16 protein-coding genes and 1 riboswitch are annotated in these 17,928 nt (G+C 69.0%); of the genes, 4 read left to right on the top strand and 12 right to left on the bottom strand.

Annotated elements, in window-relative coordinates:
* The 4 genes from JMF90_RS02715 to glyQ form a co-directional block, all read right to left on the bottom strand.
* A partial coding sequence (locus tag JMF90_RS02715) for a 1-acyl-sn-glycerol-3-phosphate acyltransferase (RefSeq protein ID WP_201324949.1) occupies positions 1 to 543 on the bottom strand: 543 nt, incomplete at its 3' end.
* A 43-nt stretch (positions 544 to 586) separates the two neighbouring features.
* Positions 587 to 1,150 carry a D-glycero-beta-D-manno-heptose 1,7-bisphosphate 7-phosphatase gene (gmhB, locus tag JMF90_RS02710; RefSeq protein ID WP_011546166.1) on the bottom strand — a complete coding sequence of 188 codons (564 nt, stop codon included), beginning with the start codon at positions 1,148 to 1,150 and terminating at the stop codon, positions 587 to 589.
* 10 nt (positions 1,151 to 1,160) lie between these two features.
* The gene (gene glyS / locus JMF90_RS02705; protein WP_011694393.1) at positions 1,161 to 3,260 is read right to left on the bottom strand and encodes a glycine--tRNA ligase subunit beta; all 2,100 of its coding nucleotides are present in this window, start codon (positions 3,258 to 3,260) and stop codon (positions 1,161 to 1,163) included.
* Positions 3,261 to 3,282: 22 nt separating this feature from the next.
* Positions 3,283 to 4,287 carry a glycine--tRNA ligase subunit alpha gene (gene glyQ / locus JMF90_RS02700; protein WP_006477868.1) on the bottom strand — a complete coding sequence of 335 codons (1,005 nt, stop codon included), beginning with the start codon at positions 4,285 to 4,287 and terminating at the stop codon, positions 3,283 to 3,285.
* 283 nt (positions 4,288 to 4,570) lie between these two features.
* Here glyQ and JMF90_RS02695 point away from each other — a divergent pair, with 283 nt between their 5' ends.
* Positions 4,571 to 6,217 (top strand): hypothetical protein, encoded by a 1,647-nt coding sequence (locus tag JMF90_RS02695; RefSeq protein WP_041489247.1) that lies wholly within the window; start codon positions 4,571 to 4,573, stop codon positions 6,215 to 6,217.
* An 81-nt stretch (positions 6,218 to 6,298) separates the two neighbouring features.
* On the opposite strand, the gene lnt is transcribed toward JMF90_RS02695, so the two are convergent.
* The 8 genes from lnt to JMF90_RS02655 all read right to left on the bottom strand — a co-directional run bounded on the left by lnt (position 6,299) and on the right by JMF90_RS02655 (position 14,637).
* The gene (gene lnt / locus JMF90_RS02690) at positions 6,299 to 8,002 is read right to left on the bottom strand and encodes an apolipoprotein N-acyltransferase (RefSeq protein ID WP_011546163.1); all 1,704 of its coding nucleotides are present in this window, start codon (positions 8,000 to 8,002) and stop codon (positions 6,299 to 6,301) included.
* Between the two features lie 52 nt (positions 8,003 to 8,054).
* Positions 8,055 to 8,942, bottom strand: coding sequence for an HlyC/CorC family transporter (locus JMF90_RS02685; RefSeq protein WP_006477871.1), 888 nt, complete (start codon positions 8,940 to 8,942; stop codon positions 8,055 to 8,057).
* A gap of 297 nt (positions 8,943 to 9,239) precedes the next feature.
* Positions 9,240 to 9,389: a hypothetical protein gene (locus JMF90_RS02680; protein ID WP_164728356.1), complete on the bottom strand. Its 150-nt coding sequence runs from the start codon at positions 9,387 to 9,389 to the stop codon at positions 9,240 to 9,242.
* 88 nt (positions 9,390 to 9,477) lie between these two features.
* A complete protein-coding gene (locus JMF90_RS02675) occupies positions 9,478 to 10,110 on the bottom strand; it encodes a gamma-glutamylcyclotransferase (protein ID WP_011546161.1) in 633 nt (210 codons plus the stop codon).
* A gap of 12 nt (positions 10,111 to 10,122) precedes the next feature.
* Positions 10,123 to 10,899: an rRNA maturation RNase YbeY gene (gene ybeY, locus JMF90_RS02670; protein WP_011546160.1), complete on the bottom strand. Its 777-nt coding sequence runs from the start codon at positions 10,897 to 10,899 to the stop codon at positions 10,123 to 10,125.
* A gap of 142 nt (positions 10,900 to 11,041) precedes the next feature.
* Positions 11,042 to 12,088: a PhoH family protein gene (locus JMF90_RS02665; protein WP_006477874.1), complete on the bottom strand. Its 1,047-nt coding sequence runs from the start codon at positions 12,086 to 12,088 to the stop codon at positions 11,042 to 11,044.
* 33 nt (positions 12,089 to 12,121) lie between these two features.
* Complete coding sequence (gene miaB, locus JMF90_RS02660; protein ID WP_006477875.1) at positions 12,122 to 13,495, bottom strand: tRNA (N6-isopentenyl adenosine(37)-C2)-methylthiotransferase MiaB; 1,374 nt, start codon at positions 13,493 to 13,495, stop codon at positions 12,122 to 12,124.
* A 209-nt stretch (positions 13,496 to 13,704) separates the two neighbouring features.
* A complete protein-coding gene (locus JMF90_RS02655) occupies positions 13,705 to 14,637 on the bottom strand; it encodes a LysR family transcriptional regulator (protein WP_006477876.1) in 933 nt (310 codons plus the stop codon).
* Between the two features lie 147 nt (positions 14,638 to 14,784).
* Between JMF90_RS02655 and JMF90_RS02650 the strand changes: the two genes are divergently transcribed.
* The 3 genes from JMF90_RS02650 to ribB all read left to right on the top strand — a co-directional run.
* Positions 14,785 to 15,960: an MFS transporter gene (locus JMF90_RS02650; RefSeq protein ID WP_054928047.1), complete on the top strand. Its 1,176-nt coding sequence runs from the start codon at positions 14,785 to 14,787 to the stop codon at positions 15,958 to 15,960.
* 219 nt (positions 15,961 to 16,179) lie between these two features.
* On the top strand, positions 16,180 to 16,866 hold the full coding sequence (locus JMF90_RS02645; RefSeq protein ID WP_011546157.1) for a helix-turn-helix domain-containing protein: 687 nt from the start codon (positions 16,180 to 16,182) through the stop codon (positions 16,864 to 16,866).
* Between the two features lie 187 nt (positions 16,867 to 17,053).
* A riboswitch (FMN riboswitch) is annotated at positions 17,054 to 17,202 on the top strand.
* Between the two features lie 118 nt (positions 17,203 to 17,320).
* The coding region (ribB, locus tag JMF90_RS02640; protein WP_201324948.1) for a 3,4-dihydroxy-2-butanone-4-phosphate synthase at positions 17,321 to 17,928 on the top strand (608 nt) is incomplete at its 3' end.

Here is a 17,928-nt window from a genome sequence, read left to right as displayed (position 1 = left end):
CGGCACGACCGGCGTGCCGGTTTCGATCGCGAAGCGCGCGCCGCCCGTCTTGTATTTGCCCTGCTTGCCGACCGGCGTGCGCGTGCCTTCGGGGAACATGATCATCCATGCGCCTTCCGACAGGCGCTTCTTGCCCTGGCGGATCACCGACGCGAACGCGTTCTTGCCTTCCTTGCGATTGATGTTGACCATGTGCAGCAGCCCGAGCGCCCAGCCGAAGAACGGCACGTACAGCAGCTCGCGCTTGAACACATAGCACAGCGGCTTGGGCATCAGCGCCGGAAACGCGAGCGTCTCCCACGCGGACTGGTGCTTCGACAGCAGCACGGCCGGGCCGTCGGGCAGGTTCTCGAACCCTTCGATCCGGTAGCGGATGCCGTTCAGCCAGCGCACGACCCACAGCGTCGACTTGCACCAGCCGGCCGCCATCCAGTAGCGCGCGTCGGGGCGCATGAACGGGAACGCGATGAAACACGCGGTGGCGTACGGCACCGTGTACAGGATGAAGTAGATCAGCAGCAGCAGGGAGCGGACGAAGCGCATCGGCGTGAGTCTGGCGTTGGGGAGGATGCGCGCGGCAGCCGCATCACTCGTGTTCGTGTGAAAGAAAATCGAGCGCAAACGCGCGCAGATCGTCGTGGACCTTCGTGCCGTCCGGCAGATTGCCTGCGGCGAGCGTCTTCTTGCCCTTGCCGGTCAGCACGAGGTGCGGCTGGAAGCCGACCGCGACGCCGGCTTGCAGGTCGCGCAGCGAATCGCCGACGACCGGCGTGTGAGCGGGATCGATCTCGAAGCGCTCGGCGATCATCTGCATCATGCCCGGTTTCGGCTTGCGGCAGTCGCAGTGATCCTCGGCCGTGTGCGGGCAGAAGAACACCGCGTCGATGCGTGCGCCGACCGCGGCCGCCGCGCGATGCATTTTCAGGTGCATCTCGTTGAGCGCGGCCATGTCGAACAGCCCGCGACCGATGCCGGACTGGTTGGTCGCCACGACCACGCGGTAGCCCGCGTGGTTGAGCCGGGCGATCGCCTCGAAGCTGCCGGGCAGCGCGATCCATTCGTCGGGCGTCTTGATGAACGCATCCGAATCGACGTTGATCACGCCGTCCCGGTCGAGGACGACGAGCTTTCGGTTGGGGCTGGTCGGCATCGTGCGGCCCTTATGCGGCGAGCTTCGAGATGTCGGCGACGCAGTTCATCTGCTGGTGCAGCGCGGACAGCAGCGCGAGACGGTTCGCGCGCAGGGCCGGATCTTCCGCGTTGACCATCACGTCGTTGAAGAACGTGTCGACCGGCACGCGCAGCGCGGCGAGCGCCGACAGCGCGCCCGTGTACGCACGCGCCTCGAGCTGCGACTGCACGTGCGGCGTGACGGCCGCGAGCTGTTCGTGCAGCGCCTTCTCGGCGGCCTCGACGAGCAGCGTCGGCTGCACCGCGCCGTTCGCGCCGCCTTCCGACTTCTTCAGGATGTTCGAGATCCGCTTGTTCGCGGCCGCGAGTGCTTCGGCTTCCGCGAGGCGCGTGAATTCGCGTACCGCGTCGAGGCGCGCGACGAGATCGTCGATGCGCGTCGGGTTCAGGCTCAGCACCGCGTCGATTTCACCGGCCGAATAGCCGCGCTCGCGCAGCAGGCCGCGCAGGCGATCCATGAAGAACGCGAAGATGGCGTCCGTCGACTCGGCGACGCCCGGCACGCCGGCAAAGCGTGCGTGGGCCGTGTGCAACAGCGACACGAGATCGAGCGGCAACTGCTTTTCGAGCAGCAGGCGCAGCACGCCGAGCGCGTGACGGCGCAGCGCGAACGGGTCCTTCTCGCCGGTCGGCGCGAGGCCGATGCCCCAGATGCCGACGATCGTTTCGAGCTTGTCCGCGAGCGCGACGGCGGTCGACACCGGCGTGGTCGGCAGTGCGTCGCCGGAGAAGCGCGGCTGGTAGTGCTCGGCGCATGCGAGCGCGACGTCGTCGGCTTCGCCGTCGTGGCGCGCGTAGTACGTGCCCATCGTGCCCTGCAGTTCCGGGAATTCGCCGACCATGTCGGTCAGCAGATCGGCCTTCGCGAGGCGCGCGGCGCGCTTCGCGTGCGCGGTGTCGGCGCCGATCGCCGGGGCGATCTCGCCGGCCAGCGCCTCGAGGCGCTCGACGCGGGCGAGCGCCGAACCCAGCTTGTTGTGATAGACGACGTTCGCGAGCTGCGGCACGCGGTCGGCGAGCGGCTTCTTCTTGTCCTGCTCGAAGAAGAACTTTGCATCGGCGAGGCGCGGGCGCACGACGCGCTCGTTGCCTTCGATGATCTCGCCCGGCGTTTTCGTCTCGATGTTCGACACGATCAGGAAGCGCGAGCGCAGCTTGCCGGCGACGTCGGTCAGCGCGAAATACTTCTGGTTCGTCTGCATCGTGAGGATCAGGCATTCCTGCGGCACCTGCAGGAATTCGTCCTCGAAGCGGCACGGGTAGACGACCGGCCATTCGACCAGCGACGTGACTTCGTCGAGCAGCGACTCGGGCATCACGACCGTGTCGCCGTTCGCATGTTCGTTCAGCTGCGTGCGGATCGTTTCGCGGCGATCGGCGAAGTGCGCGATCACGCGGCCCTTGTCGCGCAGCGTGTCGGCATACGCGCGGGCATGCTGGATCGCGACCAGGCCGTCGGACAGGAAGCGGTGGCCGAGCGTCGTGTCGCCGGCATCGACGCCGAACGCGGTGACGGGCACGACGCGGTCGTCGTGCAGCACCGTCAGGCGATGCACCGGGCGCACGAACTTCACGTCCGAGCCGTCCGGGCGCTGGTACGTCATGAATTTCGGGATCGGCAGCTTCGCGAGCGCTTCGTCGAGCGCGGCCTGCAGGCCGTCGGCGAGCGTGGCGCCGGCCGCCGAGTAGTTGATGAAGAACGCTTCGGCCTTGCCGTCCTGCGCGCGTTCGAGATCGGCGATCGACGCATTCGGGTGGCCGAGCGCCGCGAGCTTCTTCGCGAGCGGGGCCGTCGGCTTGCCTTCGGCGTCGAGCGCGACCGACACGGGCAGGACCTTTTCGCGGACCTGTTTGTCAGGCGCGACGGCGCGCACGTTCTGCACGACGACCGCGAGGCGGCGCGGCGTGGCGTAGCGCTCGAACACGAGTTCGCCTTCGATGAGGTCGCGCGCCGCGAGGCGTTGCGCGATGCCTTCGGCGAATGCGTCGCCGAGGCGCGCGAGGGCCTTCGGCGGCAGCTCTTCGGTCAGCAGTTCGACGAGCAGGGGGGCGGGATGATTGTGCGTCATGGTTGGATTGAATCTCGTCTCGTCAGTCCTGATCGATCTTGCGTTCGACCTTGAGCGGCGGCGCCCATGCCGGCTGCGCGGCGTCCTGGGCGTCGGTGGTGAGGCCCGGCACGCCCGGCGGGTTGCCGAGCATCGGGAAGCCGAGCTTCTCGCGCGAGTCGTAGTAAGCCTGCGCGACGAGACGCGACAGTGCGCGGATGCGGCCGATGTACGCCGCCCGCTCGGTGACCGAGATCGCGCCGCGCGCGTCGAGCAGGTTGAACGTGTGGCCGGCCTTCAGCACGAGCTCGTACGCGGGCAGCGCGAGCTGCGCGTCGATCATCTTCTTCGCTTCCGCTTCGTAGCTGTTGAAGAACGTGAACAGCAGGTCGACGTTCGCGTGCTCGAAGTTGTAGGTCGACTGCTCGACCTCGTTCTGGTGGTACACGTCGCCATACGACAGGCGGCGCAGCTCGGGGCCGTTCGGGCCTTGCTCTTCCCACTCGGTCCACACGAGGTCGTACACGTTCTCGACCTTCTGCAGGTACATCGCGAGGCGCTCGAGGCCGTACGTGATCTCGCCGAGCACCGGCTTGCATTCGAGGCCGCCGACTTCCTGGAAATACGTGAACTGCGTGACTTCCATCCCGTTCAGCCACACTTCCCAGCCGAGGCCCCACGCGCCGAGCGTCGGGTTTTCCCAGTCGTCCTCGACGAAGCGCACGTCGTTCTGCTTCAAATCGAAGCCGAGCGCCTCGAGCGAGCCGAGGTACAGGTCGAGGATGTTTTCCGGCGCCGGCTTGAGCACGACCTGGTACTGGTAGTAGTGCTGCAGGCGGTTCGGGTTTTCGCCGTAGCGGCCGTCCTTCGGGCGGCGCGACGGCTGCACGTACGCGGCGCGCCACGGCTCGGGGCCGACCGCGCGCAGGAACGTGTGGACGTGCGACGTGCCCGCGCCGACTTCCATGTCGATGGGCTGGAGCAGGGCGCAACCCTGCTTGTCCCAGTAGGACTGCAGCGTCAGGATGATTTGCTGAAACGTAAGCATGAAGAGCCTTCGTGGCGCTGGCGCTCCGTTGCGGACGGCGCTCCGGGCGGGCCCGGAGGGTCGGCTCGCGCGGCGGCGCGGCTTGTTAGTGTGCTGAAACGCGTAATTTTACCGGATCGGCGACCGGATGCGGCCGGAAGGCAGATGCGGGCACCGCCGCACCGGTCCGGCGGCCTGCGCACACGTGCGCGGCGCCCATGCCGCGGCGCGTCGCGCGGGCGGTAAGATGCGCGTATTGCGGTGCGCCACGCGTGCCGCGTCACCGCTTGCCGACGCCGACTGCATGGACGACCCGAACGACATCCTGATTCCGCTGCTTCCGCCGTTTCTCGCGCTGCTCGGGCAGGCCGCCGACGCGCAGGCGCGCGGCGAGCGCGCCGCGCACGATCTGTGGCTGGCCGCTGCGGCCCATCTGCATGCGGTCGATGCCGATGCGCTGGTGCGGCTCACGACGACGCTCGTCGCGCGGCAGCGCCCGGCCGACGCGCTCGCGCTCGCCGAATGCGCGGTGCGCGTGCAGCCGGGCGCGGCCACGCACTTCAACCACGGCTACGCGCTGCAGATGGCCGGCCGTCACGCGGATGCGGTCGCGCCGTACCGCGCGGCGCTCGCGATCGATGCCGGCTGGCCGTCGCTGCGCAACAACCTCGCGATCGCGCTGCGCTTGTCGGGCGCGGATCGCGCGGAAGAAATCGCGCTGCTCGACGCGGCCGTGAAGCACGATCCGCGGGACGTGCAGGCATGGATCAACCTCGTCGTCGCGCGGATCGCGACGCACGACCTGGACGCTGCGCTCGCGTGCGCAGCGCGGCTCGCCGACCTCGCGCCCGACAACGCGCTCGCGATGAACAACGTCGCGATGGCGATGAAGGAGGCGCAGCGCTGGGACGAGGCCGAGCGCCATGCGGCGCGCGCATGCGAGCTGGCGCCCGACGATGCGTCGTTCCGTTTCAATCTCGCGATCATCCAGCTCGTGCGCGGCAACCACGCGGCCGGCTGGCGCGGCCACGAGGCGCGCTGGGACGGCGCGGGCGAGTTGCGCGGCCGCCGGCCGGCGCTGCCGGGCCCGCGCTGGCAGGGCGAGCCGCTCGCCGGCAAGACGCTGCTGGTGTGGGGCGAGCAGGGGCTCGGCGACGTGCTGCAGTTCTGCCGCTTCGTCGTGCCGCTCGCCGAGCGCGTGCATCGCGAGGGCGGCCGGCTCGCGTGGAATACGTTTCCGGCGCTCGGCACGCTGATGCAGCGCAGCCTCGGTGCGCACGCGGACGTGTTCGGCGCGGGCGGCGGCATCGATGCGTTGCCGGCATTCGATTACGAAGTGCCGCTGATCGGCCTGCCGCTGATGCTCGGCATGGAGGCGTCGACGCTCGCCGCCTCGGTGCCGTACCTGCGGGCCGAGCCGGGTGCTCGCGACGCGTGGCGCGCGCGGCTCGCCCGCGACGGCCGGCTGAAGGTCGGGCTCGTGTGGACGGGCAGTGCGGGCCACCAGCGCAATCCGTTCCGGCGCGTCGGGCTCGAGCGCTACGCCGACGCGTTTCGCGGCATCGACGGCGTCACGTTCTATTCGCTCCAGCCGGGTGCGGACACGGACGTCGCCGCCGCGCGCGCGGCCGGTTTCGCGATCGAGGACTACACGGCCGAATTGACGAGTTTCGACGATACGGCCGCGTTCATCGGCGCGCTGGATCTCGTGATCACCGTGTGCACGTCGGTCGCGCATCTGGCCGGCGCGCTCGGCGCGCGCACCTGGGTGCTGCTCGACGTGAATCCGCACTGGCCGTGGCTGCTCGAGCGCCGGGACAGCCCGTGGTATCCGACCGCGACGTTGTACCGGCAGCCGACGTTCGGCGCGTGGGCGCCGGTGATGGAGGAAGTCAGCCGCGATCTGCGGCGCATCGCCGCGCAGCCGGAGCAACTGGGCCAACTGGACTAACTGGACCAATCGGACCGGCAGGCCTGAGCGGCCGGCCGGTTCGCGGTCACGGGCCGCCGCGCGCGGCGGCGGCCCGCTGCGTCATTTCGCTGCGTCGCCGCCGTGCTGCTTCCGGCCATTGCGCCGGCGCAGCCCAGGCCCGAACGTGAAGCCGAACGCGAGCAGCACCAGCGACACCGCGAGCACGATGTTGTTGCCGCTCGTCACGTACGGCGTGAAGCCGCTCGTGCCTTCGATCCGCACGTCGAGCGAGCCGATCGTGAACGGCTTCAACTGGCCGAGCACGCGCCCGTGCGCGTCGATCGCGGCTGTCATCCCGGTGTTGGTCGAGCGCAGCATCGGCCGGCCCGTTTCGAGCGAGCGCATCCGCGCGATCTGCAGGTGCTGGTCGAGCGCGATCGTGTCGCCGAACCACGCGAGGTTCGTCACGTTGACGAGCACGCCCGGCGGCTGCGGGTTGTCGCGGATCGTCGCGGCGATTTCCTCGCCGAACAAGTCCTCGTAGCAGATATCGGCCATCACCGGCTGGTTGTGCACGAGGAACGGCTTCTGCACCGGCGCGCCGCGCGCGAAGTCGCCGAGCGGCATCTTCATCAGGTTGACGAACCACCGGAAGCCCCACGGGATGAATTCGCCGAAGGGCACGAGGTGATGCTTGTCGTAGTGATAGATGTCGCGCGAATTCGGCGTCACGCCGTACAGGCTGTTCGTGTAGTCGACGTAGTGGCCGTCCTCGGTCACCGACGCGCCGACCGCGCCGAACAGCACGGCCGAACCGGTCGTGTCGCTGAACTTGCGGATCGCGACGGCGAACGGCTCGGGCAGCTCCTGGATCATCACCGCGATCGCGGTCTCGGGCGTGACGATCAGGTCGGCCGGCTTCTCGACGATCATCTGCTGGTACATCTTGATCGCCGCGTCGATGCCTTCCTGCTCGAACTTGATGTCCTGCTTCACGTTGCCCTGCAGCAGCCGCACGGTGAGCGGGGCGTTGGCAGGCACGGTCCACGTGACCTGCGACAGCCCGACGCCGGCCGCGACCAGCGCGACGGCGATGGCGGCCGGCGCGGCGATGCGCACGCGGGCGTTGCCGCTCGGTGCGGCGGCGCCGCCGTCACGCCCCGGCGACGGGCGCGCGGCGGCGAGCGCCTGCACGACCAGCGCGGCGAACAGCGCGAGCACCCACGCGATCCCGTACACGCCGACGACCGGCGCAAAGCCCGCGAACGGGCCGTCGACCTGCGGGTAGCCGCTGCCGAGCCACGGAAAGCCGGTGAACACGGTGCCGCGCAGCCATTCGCCGAGCGCCCACGCGCTCGCGAATGCAAACGCGCCGTGCCAGGTCGGCGAGAACGGCCGCGGGTCGGGCTCGCGGCGGTGCCACGCATGGCCCGCGCAGAACGACCACAGCCCGGCCGAGAACGCCGGGTACAGCGACAGGTACAGCGAGAACAGCACGAGCGCGCCGCCCGCGAGCGGCGCGGCCATCTCGCCGTACACGTGCATGCTGATGTAGAGCCACCAGACGCCGGTGATGAAGTTGCCTAAGCCGAACGCGCCGCCGGTGAGCGCGGCGCCGCGCCAGCTCGACGTGCGCGTCAGCTGTGCGAAAAACCAGACGAATACGACGAGTTGCAGCCAACCGCCATGCGGCGTGGGCGCGAAGCTGAGCGTATTGGCCGCGCCGGCGAGCAGCGCGGCCGGATAGTGCCAGCGCGGCAGCGCGCGGCCGGGCGCCGGCGCGAGAAGGCCGCCAGCCGGGCGGGACGGGATCGGATCGTCCATGTGAAGCGGAAGAGGGCGAGCGGTTGAAGGAGGCGCGGCTGGCGCGGAGCGGTCAGTCTTCGTGCGAGGTTTCGGCGCGACGGCTGGCGAGCGGGTTGCGGCGCACCAGCAGCACATGAACCTGGCGCGCATCGCCGCGCTGGATTTCGAACACGAGGTTGCCGAGCTGCAGCTTCTCGCCGCGGTGCGGCACGCGTCCGAAATGATGGGTGATCAGCCCGCCGATCGTGTCGACTTCGTCGTCGGGGAAATCGGTGCCAAACACCTCGTTGAACTGCTCGATCTCGGTGAGCGCGCGCACGCGGTAGCGGCCGTCCGGCCCCGAGATGATGTTGCCGGCTTCCTCGTCGAAGTCGTATTCGTCCTCGATGTCGCCGACGATCTGTTCGAGCACGTCCTCGATCGTGATCAGGCCCGCGACGCCGCCGTATTCGTCGACGACGATCGCCAGGTGGTTGCGGTTCACGCGGAAGTCGTGCAGCAGCACGTTCAGGCGCTTCGATTCCGGAATGAACACGGCCGGGCGCAGCATCCCGCGCACGTCGAACTCTTCCTCGGCGTAGAAGCGCAGCAGATCCTTCGCGAGCAGCACGCCGATCACGTTGTCGCGGTTCTCCTCGAACACGGGATAGCGCGAGTGCGCCTTTTCGAGGACGAACGGGATGAAATCCTCGGGCTTGTCGGCGATGTTGATCGCGTCCATCTGCGCGCGCGGCACCATGATGTCGCGGGCGCACAGATCGGAGACCTGGAACACGCCTTCGATCATCGACAGCGAATCGGCGTCGATCAGGTTGCGTTCGTGGGCGTCCTGGAGGATTTCCAGCAGCTCGCCGCGGGATTCGGGCTCGGGCGAGATGAAGTCGGTCAGGCGCTCGAGCAGCGAGCGCTTTTCTTGCGGTTTGTCGGTTGGCTTACGACTGGGATACGAATCGTTCATGGTGGTGCGCCCGGGTCATGCCGGAGCGCGCGGTCACGGAGTAGGCAAGGATACACCAAGGGCACGACGCGACCGTGTCACCCCGGCCGCACGGCCAGGATGGGCGGCTCGCGCGGGCCCCGCTCGCGGACGGCCGCGCCGGGCGCGGCGTCGTCTTCGGGTCCATCCTATCGCAGAAAGGGTCGGCGGGGCGTGGCGGCCAAAAAACGCTGGCGGGAAGCGCGGCGCGGCCCGACGCGGGAAATCGGCCGTGACGGCGGCATTCTGCCGCAGGCGGGCGCCCGCCTCACGCGCCGCTCAGAATCGCATGCCGGCCGAGCAGCCGCCGGCGGCCGCGCCGTTGGTGGCTGCGCCGCCGCAGCCGAGTATGCCGCAGCCGGACAGTGCGACGCTCGCGGCGACGAGCAGCGCGGCGATCCTGCAACGCGACCGGCGTGACGGTTTCATCGGGTGTGTCCTCGTGCGGATGCGCGGGATGCGCTGGCTGAGCGGTGTCGCATGGTGGCGGGCCGCGCGTCGTGCGGGATCTGCGGGATCACCGGCATCGCGCCAGCAACCCTTCCAGCGCGCGGTCGGGGATGCCGCTCGCGCGCAGCGCGTCGACCGTGCGGCTCACGTAGTCGAGCGTCGTGCCGTAGCGGCCGGCCGCGCAGCCGAACACTTCCTTCACGACGGGGTCGGGCAGCTTGCCCGTATAGGTCGGTGCGTCGCGGCGCATCACGAACGCGAGCGCGTTCACGCGTTCGCCGGTCTCGAGCGAGCACGGCAGCCACGCAGGCCGGTACGAGCCCATCGGCATCTCGCGTTTCCACAATGTCTCGAGATGCGGCTGCGCGGTCGGGCCGGAGAGCCGGAATGCGATGCCCGAGCACGAGCCGCCGCGATCGAGCGCGAGCACGAGGCCCGGCCGTTCGGGGGTGCCGCGGTTCACGCGCGACCACAGGTAGAGCCCGCGGTGATAGCCGTGCACCTTGCCGCGCACGGCGGCGACGGTCGGCAGGCCGGGGTTCCAGATCAGCGAGCCATAGCCGAACAGCCAGAGATCTTGCTGGCCGTCCCAGTCGCGCATCGTATGCGCGAGCGACGCCGCGAGCTCGTCTTCCGTCAGCAGACGGCCTTCGCCGATCGACGGCGGGTAGGCGGGCGGCAGCATCGCGGCGTTACGCATCGGGCGGACGGCTTACTGGTACGGGTTCGGGAAACCCAGTTTCGCGAGGATGTCGACTTCGAGCGCTTCCATTTCGGCGGCGTCCTCGTCGCTCGTCTCGTGGTCGTAGCCCTGCGCGTGCAGCGCGCCGTGCACCAGCAGGTGCGCGTAATGGGCCGCGAGCGGCTTGCCCTGGTCGTGCGCTTCCTTCTCGACCACCGGGCAGCACAGCACGAGGTCGCCGATCACGGTGCCGTCGGGTGCCGCGTCGTACGCGAAGGTCAGCACGTTGGTCGGATAGTCCTTGTGGCGGTAGCCGGCATTCAGCGTCCGGCCTTCGTTTTCGCCGACGAAGCGCACGGTGAGCTGCGCGCTCGCGAACAGCGCCGGCTCGATCCACTCGGCGATCAGCTTGCGCTTCGGCAGCGTCTTGCGCACGTCGCTCGTGATCTCGTCGCCGTACTGCACGGACAGGTCGAGCTCCAGCGCGCGCGGCTCGTCTTCGGGGTCGTCCTCGCGCGGCGCGAATTCGGCGCCGACGTGCAGCGTCACGCTGTCGTAGTGCTCGGGCTGCAGCGCGAGCTTCGCGCGCATCGCCGGATCGTTGTGCTGCGCGACGATCGCGACGGCCGCGTCGCCCGAGCTGCCCGACAGGTCGAACATCAGGCTGCGGCCGTCCGGGAAGTCGATCCGCAGCCCTTGCGCGTTGACGGTGCGGGCTTTGCCCTTCGCGTCGAACAGCGAAAGGCGGGGGGATTCGGGCGCGGCGGACGGGGCGCGGCCGGACTTGCGGGAACGGGAGGATTTCATGACGCGTACGGCGATTGGGACGCGTTGAGGATACACCAAACGGCCGATCGCGCCCGAATTCGGACCGGCTGCGTGCGGGCGAAAAAAAAGCCCGGCGCGCCGTCTGGCGGGCCGGGCCGGGGCAGCGCGCAGGCGCCGCCGCTCAGCCGTCCTGGTGCTGCGCGTGGAATTCGTCGTACGCCTCGACGATGCGCGCGACGAGCGGATGGCGCACCACGTCCGCGCTCGTGAAGCGCGTGAGCGCGATGCCGCGCACGCCGCCGAGCACCTGCTGCGCCTCGACGAGGCCGCTCTTGTGGCCGCGCGGCAGGTCGACCTGGCTCGTGTCGCCGGTCACGACCGCCTTCGAGCCGAAGCCGATCCGCGTGAGGAACATCTTCATCTGCTCGGGCGTCGTGTTCTGCGCCTCGTCGAGGATGATGAACGCGTGGTTCAGCGTGCGGCCGCGCATGTACGCGAGCGGCGCGATCTCGATCATCTGGCGCTCGAACATCTTGGCCGTCTTGTCGAAGCCGAGCAGGTCGTACAGCGCGTCGTACAGCGGCCGCAGGTACGGGTCGACCTTCTGCGCGAGATCGCCCGGCAGGAAGCCGAGCCGCTCGCCGGCCTCGACGGCCGGGCGCGTCAGCACGATCCGCTTGACCTGGTCGCGCTCGAGCGCATCGACCGCGCACGCGACCGCGAGGTAGGTCTTGCCGGTGCCGGCCGGCCCGATGCCGAACGTCACGTCGTGCTGCAGGATCTGCTTCAGGTATTCGCGCTGGGCGGGCGTGCGGCCGCGCAGGTCGGCGCGCCGCGTATAGAGCTTCGGCCCCGGCTCTTCCTCCGGCTCGCTGGCGTCGAGCTGCGCGACGGGTTCGTCGAACGGATGATCGGGATCGCCGCGAAAGCGCACGTCGACCGTGTCCTGGCGGCCGTTGCCGGCCGTATGGCGCACTTCGACCAGCGCGAGCTGGATGTCGTCGACCGACAGCGGATCGCGCGCGCGGTTGTAGAAGTTTTCGAGCGCGGCGAGCGCGAGCTTGGCGCCGCGCCCGCGGATCGTGATCCGATGGCCGCGCCGCGCGAGCGTGACGTCGAGCGCCTGTTCGATCTGCCGCAGGTTCTCGTCGAGCGGGCCGCAGAGGTTGGCGAGGCGCGCGTTGTCATCGCGCGGGGCGGTGAATTCCAGTGCTTGGACGGTCTTCAAAGTAGCGTCGGGCTCCTGTCGGGCGTCAGTCGGTCAGTGGGTGGCCGTGCTCGCGTCGTCGCTGACGAGCACGAGCTCGCCGCGCAGCGAGTGCGGGTACGCATGGTTGATCTTCACGTCGATCATCTGGCCGATCAGGCGCGGGTGCGACGCGAGCGGCGCCGGGAAATTCACCACGCGGTTGTTCTCGGTGCGGCCCGCGAGCTCGTTCGGGTCCTTGCGCGACGGGCCCTCGACGAGGATTCGCTCGACCTTCCCCACCATCGACTGGCTGATGCGCGCGACGTTCTCCTCGATCGTCGCCTGCAGATGTTGCAGGCGTTTGAGCTTCACTTCGCGCGGCGTGTCGTCGGCGAGGTTTGCGGCCGGCGTGCCGGGGCGCGGGCTGTAGATGAACGAGAAGCTGGTGTCGTAGCCCATCTCGTGCACGAGCGCCATCATCTTGTCGAAATCGTCCTCGGTCTCGCCGGGGAAGCCGACGATCATGTCGGTCGACAGCGACAGGTCGGGGCGGATCGCGCGCAGCTTGCGGATCACCGACTTGTATTCGAGCACCGTGTAGCCGCGCTTCATCGCCATCAGGATGCGGTCGGAGCCGTGCTGGACCGGCAGGTGCAGGTGGCTCACGAGCTTCGGCACCTTCGCGTACGTGTCGATCAGGCGCTGCGTGAATTCCTTCGGGTGCGACGTCGTGTAGCGGATCCGCTCGATGCCGGGGATGTCGGCGACGTATTCGATCAGCGTCGCGAAATCGGCGATGTCGGTCGACCCGGCCGTCAGCGCGCCGCGGTAGGCGTTCACGTTCTGGCCGAGCAGCGTGACTTCGCGCACGCCCTGGTCGGCGAGGCCGGCCACTTCGGTCAGCACGTCGTCGAGCGGGCGCGACACTTCATCGCCGCGCGTGTACGGCACCACGCAGTAGCTGCAGTACTTCGAGCAGCCTTCCATGATCGACACGAACGCGCTCGGCCCCTCGACGCGCGCGGGCGGCAGATGGTCGAACTTCTCGATTTCGGGGAACGTGATGTCGACCTGCGCGCGGCCGCTCGCGCGGCGCGCGTCGATCATCTGCGGCAGGCGGTGCAGCGTTTGCGGGCCGAACACGAGGTCGACGTACGGCGCGCGCGACACGATCGACGCACCTTCCTGGCTCGCGACGCAGCCGCCGACGCCGATCAGCAGGCCCGGCTTCGCTTCCTTCAGCTCGCGCACGCGGCCGAGATCGGAGAACACCTTCTCCTGCGCCTTCTCGCGCACCGAGCACGTGTTGAACAGGATGATGTCCGCGTCTTCCGGCGTGTCGGTCTTTTCGAGGCCTTCGGCCGCATTGAGCACGTCCACCATCTTGTCCGAGTCGTACTCGTTCATCTGGCAGCCGAAGGTCTTTACGTAAACTTTCTTGGTCATGGGGATTCGCCGTTCGCAGTGGTTGACCTGGGGGCGTCGTCAAGAGTGAATCGGGACGGCCGGGTGCGGCACGCGAATCGCGCGCATCGGGCAGGAAAGGCCGTCGGGAAAGCCTTCCATTATAGCTTTTCGTGCCACGACGGGCGGCCGGCCGGTTGCGGGCGCGCGACGCCGGCTCCGGGGTTCCGACCCCCCCTAAGGAGCGGCCATCAATGGCACGCATTCAGCAGGTCGTCGAGCGCGGCTTCCTCGCGCGCGAAGCGCTCGGCGAGAAAGTCGAGCAGCACGCGCACGCGCGGCGCCATGTAGCGCTTGCTGTGATAGATCGCGTGCAGCGGCGCGTCCTGGTGGCGCCAGTCGGGCAGCAGCACGCGCAGCCGGCCCGCGCGGACGTCGTCGGCGATGTCCCACAGCGACTTCAGTGCAATGCCGTGGCCGCGCAGCGTCCATTCGCGCGTGAGGCCGCCGTCGTTGGTCTCGAACGCGGTCGACACCGGCACCGTGTGGATCTGCACTTCGTCGCCGCGCGTGAAATGCCAGGTGTTCATCGGACCGGATGCGATCGTGATCACGTTGCACGGAAAGCGGGCCAGATCGTGCGGATCGGCCGGCAGGCCATGGCGTTCGACGAACGACGGCGCCGCGCACAGCACGCGCCGGTTGGTCGCGAGCCGGCGGGCGATCAGCGCGCCGTCGGGCGGCGCGGCGAAGCGGATCGCGAGGTCGATCTCGTCCTGCCACAGGTTCGACGACGAATCGGACGCCGTCAGCGAGAACGTGACGCCCGGATGCAGCGTCGTGAATTCGTGGAGCCAGTCGAGCAGCTGGTGGCGGCCGAAATCGGACGTCGACGACAGCCGCACCTTGCCGCTCACGACGTTGCGGCCTTCCTGCAGCATCGCATCCGCGTCGTCGAGCGCCTGCAGCGCCTGGCGGCAGCAGTTCAGATACAGCTTGCCTTCGTCGGTGAGCCGCAATTGCCGCGTCGAGCGCTCGAACAGCCGCGTCGCGATCTTCGCCTCGAGTTTTGCAAGCCGCGCGCTCGCGGCGGCCGGCGTGAGGTTCAGCTTGCGCCCGGCGGCGGACAGGCTGCCCAGTTCCGCCGCCTCGACGAACAGCCGGATATCCCCCAGTCGGTCCATGCGATTTTCCAGAAATTTTTGAAAATGGTTCAAATGCCACGCCAATTATCAAATATAGGCGTCTTCGGGACAATGCGCGCACATCCCGCTTTCTTGTGCGGTGCGGCACCGAACCGGCGCCGCGGCCGCCGCCTTCCGGAGAACGTCATGCCCATTCCGCTCCTGGCGCTCGCGATCAGCGCCTTCGCCATCGGCACCACCGAATTCATCATCATGGGTCTGCTGCCCGAAGTCGCGCACGACCTCGTCGTGTCGCTGCCGTCGGCCGGCCTGCTCGTCACCGGCTACGCGCTCGGCGTCGCGGTCGGCGCGCCGCTGCTCGCGGTGCTGACGAGCCGCATGCCGCACAAGGCCGCGCTGCAGTTACTGATGGGGATCTTCATCGTCGGCAACGTGCTGTGCGCGACCGCGTCCGGCTACGCGATGCTGATGGTCGCGCGCGTCGTCACGTCGTTCGCGCACGGCTCGTTCTTCGGCATCGGCGCGGTGGTCGCCGCGTCGCTCGTGCCGGCCGACAAGCGCGCGAGCGCGATCGCGCTGATGTTCACCGGGCTCACGTTGTCGAACGTGCTCGGCGTGCCGTTCGGCACGTTCGTCGGCCAGTTGCTCGGCTGGCGCGCGTCGTTCTGGATCGTCGCCGCGCTCGGCGTGCTGGCGCTCGGCGGCGTGGCCGCGCTGGTGCCGAACCGCCACGACAGCGGGCCGGTCGGCCTCGGCCACGAAGTGCGCGTGCTGAAGGAGCCGCAGGTGTGGCTCGCGCTGCTGATGACGGTGCTCGGCTTCGGCGGCGTGTTCGTCGTATTCACCTACATCGCGCCGATCCTCGAGACCGTGTCGGGCTACTCGCCGCGCGCGGTCGCGCTGATCCTCGTGTTGTTCGGCGCGGGGCTGACGATCGGCAACACGATCGGCGGCAAGCTCGCCGACCGCGCGCTGATGCCGTCGCTGATCGCGATCCTCGTTGCGCTGATGGCCGTGATGGCCGTGTTCGCGAAGACGAGCCACCTGCCGGTCGCGGCCGCCGTGACCGTATTCGTCTGGGGGATCGCCGCGTTCGCGACGGTGCCGCCGCTGCAGGCGCGCGTGGTCGAGAAGGCCGCGAGCGCGCCGCATCTGGCGTCGACGCTGAACATCGGCGCGTTCAACGTCGGCAATGCGGGCGGCGCGTGGCTTGGCGGCCTCGCGCTGGAACATGGCTTCGCGCTCGATGCGCTGCCGTGGGTCGCGGTCGCGGTGACGTTCGCGGCGCTGGTCGTCACGTGGCTCGCGATGCGGCTCGACGCGCGCGGCCCGGCGCGCGGGGCCGCGCCGGCGGCGCAGTAAGCGGTCGCCACGACGCCTTGCGCGGCGACGCCATAGCGGCAGGAAAAGGTTCGCGAGAAACGTATTCCTCCGCGATGCTGATAACGGTGTGAAGATAACTTCGTTTGCCCGTGCCAGGCCGGGTGATAGCGTCTCGATACGCGCCAATGACCGGCGCAACCCGATTCCGGTTCCGGCTTACCCCTACGCAGGGCCGCGCAGCGGCCCGGAGGCAATGCTATGTCTTCATCCCTGGCGCTCGTGCGCGACGTGTCTTCCTTCGAGTCCGGCAATGCCGCCGACGGGCGCGGCTCCGCGTCGCTCGACGTCCTCGAGCAGGTCGTCGGCGTGAATCTCGCGCGCTTGCGCGCCGAGCGGCAACTGTCGCTCGATGCGCTCGCGCGGCTGTCCGGCGTGTCGCGCGCGATGCTCGCGCAGATCGAATCGGCGCGCAGCGTGCCGTCGATCAAGGTGCTCTGCAAGATCGCGGCGGCACTGAAGGTGTCGGTCGCCGCGTTCCTGCGGCGCCATGCGGTGAACGGCTTCGAGCATCTGGCGGCCGAGCGCGCGTCGCGCGTGGTCAGCTCGAACGGCCGTTTCTCGGCACGTGCGCTGTACCCGGAAGGCGAGCCGGCCGCGGCCGAATTCCACGAGCTGCGGATCGCACCGCTGCATACGGAGCCCGGCGCGCGCCGCGCGCCCGGCACGACGGTCAACCTGGTCGTCAGCGAAGGCACGCTCGAAGTCAGCGTGCACGACCGCCGCCAGTTGCTCGCGACCGGCGACGCGATCGTGTTCGACGCCGACCAGCCGTACAGCCTGCGCAATCCGGGCGACAGCGAAGCGCGCGCGTTCCGCGTGACAGTGAGCCCCGAGGTGCCGCCGCGCTGGCTCGTGCCCGACGCGGCGCACGCCGCCGTCAACTGATCGCGCGGGCCGCGCGGCGCGACTGCGTTCCCGGATGGTCGCGGGATCGCGGGATCGCCCGCCGGCCGTTCGGGCGATCCGGTTAGACAGGGTCGTCAGTAAGGTTTTACCGGTAGTTGGCTGCGCGTCGCGCGCGGCTGTTGTATGCTTGGCCCGCCGGTGACGGGGCGTTCCCGTCCGGCAATCAGTGCGTCTTCAGGGCGGGGCGAAATTCCCCACCGGCGGTAGGCTGGCGTAAGCCGGCGAGCCCGCGAGCGCCCGCGCATCCGCGCGGGGTCAGCAGATCTGGTCGAATGCCAGAGCCGACGGTCACAGTCCGGATGAGAGAAGATGTGCAGATAGTCATGTCCGTCAGGGCCGCTTCGCGCTGCATGCGAAGCGGGTTGTCGTTCTGTCTGTTTGCAATGCCCTGAAACGTTTTTCGCCCTAATCGTATTTGCGAGGAGCGTTTCACATGTCCTTGATGTCCGTTTCGTCGGCGCCTGCCGACGCCTTTGCCGATCTCCCCCTGCTGGATGCCGAACCGGTGCCGCCGCGCATCGCCGCCGCGCTCGACGCGATGCGTGCCGGCCGCGCGGTCGTGCTGCAGGACGACCACGACCGCGAGAACGAAGCCGATCTGATCGTCGCCGCCGAGCGCATCACGCCCGAGACGATGGCGCTGCTGATCCGCGAGTGCAGCGGCATCGTCTGCCTGTGCCTGACCGACGACACGGTGCGCGCGCTCGAACTGCCGCCGATGGTGCAGACCAACGAAAGCCGCAATGGCACCGCGTTCACCGTGTCGATCGAGGCGCGCGAAGGCGTGCATACCGGGGTGTCGGCCGCCGATCGCGTGACGACGATCCGCGCGGCGATCGCCGACGGCGCGAAGCCGCACGACATCGTGCGCCCCGGCCACGTGTTTCCGTTGCGTGCGCAACCGGGCGGCGTGCTGGCGCGCCGCGGTCATACCGAAGGCACGGTCGACCTGTCGATTCTCGCGGGCCTGAAGCCGGCCGGCGTACTGTGCGAGCTGATGAATCCGGACGGCACGATGACGCGTGGCGACGATGTCGAGCG

Origin of the sequence: Burkholderia sp. E168m23, from assembly GCF_016586125.1 — a bacterium.
In the GTDB taxonomy this organism is placed as follows: Bacteria; Pseudomonadota; Gammaproteobacteria; order Burkholderiales; family Burkholderiaceae; genus Burkholderia; species Burkholderia orbicola.
Note: the sequence above shows the minus strand (reverse complement) of the source record. Positions and strands in the feature narration are given on the sequence as shown.

What these genes read in the sequence shown, in the direction of transcription:
- gmhB (WP_011546166.1), bottom strand. Translation starts at nt 1,150, where the DNA reads ATGCCGACCAGCCCCAACCGAAAGCTCGTCGTCCTCGACCGGGACGGC.
- glyS (WP_011694393.1), bottom strand. Translation starts at nt 3,260, where the DNA reads ATGACGCACAATCATCCCGCCCCCCTGCTCGTCGAACTGCTGACCGAA.
- glyQ (WP_006477868.1), bottom strand. Translation starts at nt 4,287, where the DNA reads ATGCTTACGTTTCAGCAAATCATCCTGACGCTGCAGTCCTACTGGGAC.
- JMF90_RS02695 (WP_041489247.1), top strand. Translation starts at nt 4,571, where the DNA reads ATGGACGACCCGAACGACATCCTGATTCCGCTGCTTCCGCCGTTTCTC.
- lnt (WP_011546163.1), bottom strand. Translation starts at nt 8,002, where the DNA reads ATGGACGATCCGATCCCGTCCCGCCCGGCTGGCGGCCTTCTCGCGCCG.
- JMF90_RS02685 (WP_006477871.1), bottom strand. Translation starts at nt 8,942, where the DNA reads ATGAACGATTCGTATCCCAGTCGTAAGCCAACCGACAAACCGCAAGAA.
- JMF90_RS02680 (WP_164728356.1), bottom strand. Translation starts at nt 9,389, where the DNA reads ATGAAACCGTCACGCCGGTCGCGTTGCAGGATCGCCGCGCTGCTCGTC.
- JMF90_RS02675 (WP_011546161.1), bottom strand. Translation starts at nt 10,110, where the DNA reads ATGCGTAACGCCGCGATGCTGCCGCCCGCCTACCCGCCGTCGATCGGC.
- ybeY (WP_011546160.1), bottom strand. Translation starts at nt 10,899, where the DNA reads ATGAAATCCTCCCGTTCCCGCAAGTCCGGCCGCGCCCCGTCCGCCGCG.
- miaB (WP_006477875.1), bottom strand. Translation starts at nt 13,495, where the DNA reads ATGACCAAGAAAGTTTACGTAAAGACCTTCGGCTGCCAGATGAACGAG.
- JMF90_RS02655 (WP_006477876.1), bottom strand. Translation starts at nt 14,637, where the DNA reads ATGGACCGACTGGGGGATATCCGGCTGTTCGTCGAGGCGGCGGAACTG.
- JMF90_RS02650 (WP_054928047.1), top strand. Translation starts at nt 14,785, where the DNA reads ATGCCCATTCCGCTCCTGGCGCTCGCGATCAGCGCCTTCGCCATCGGC.
- JMF90_RS02645 (WP_011546157.1), top strand. Translation starts at nt 16,180, where the DNA reads ATGTCTTCATCCCTGGCGCTCGTGCGCGACGTGTCTTCCTTCGAGTCC.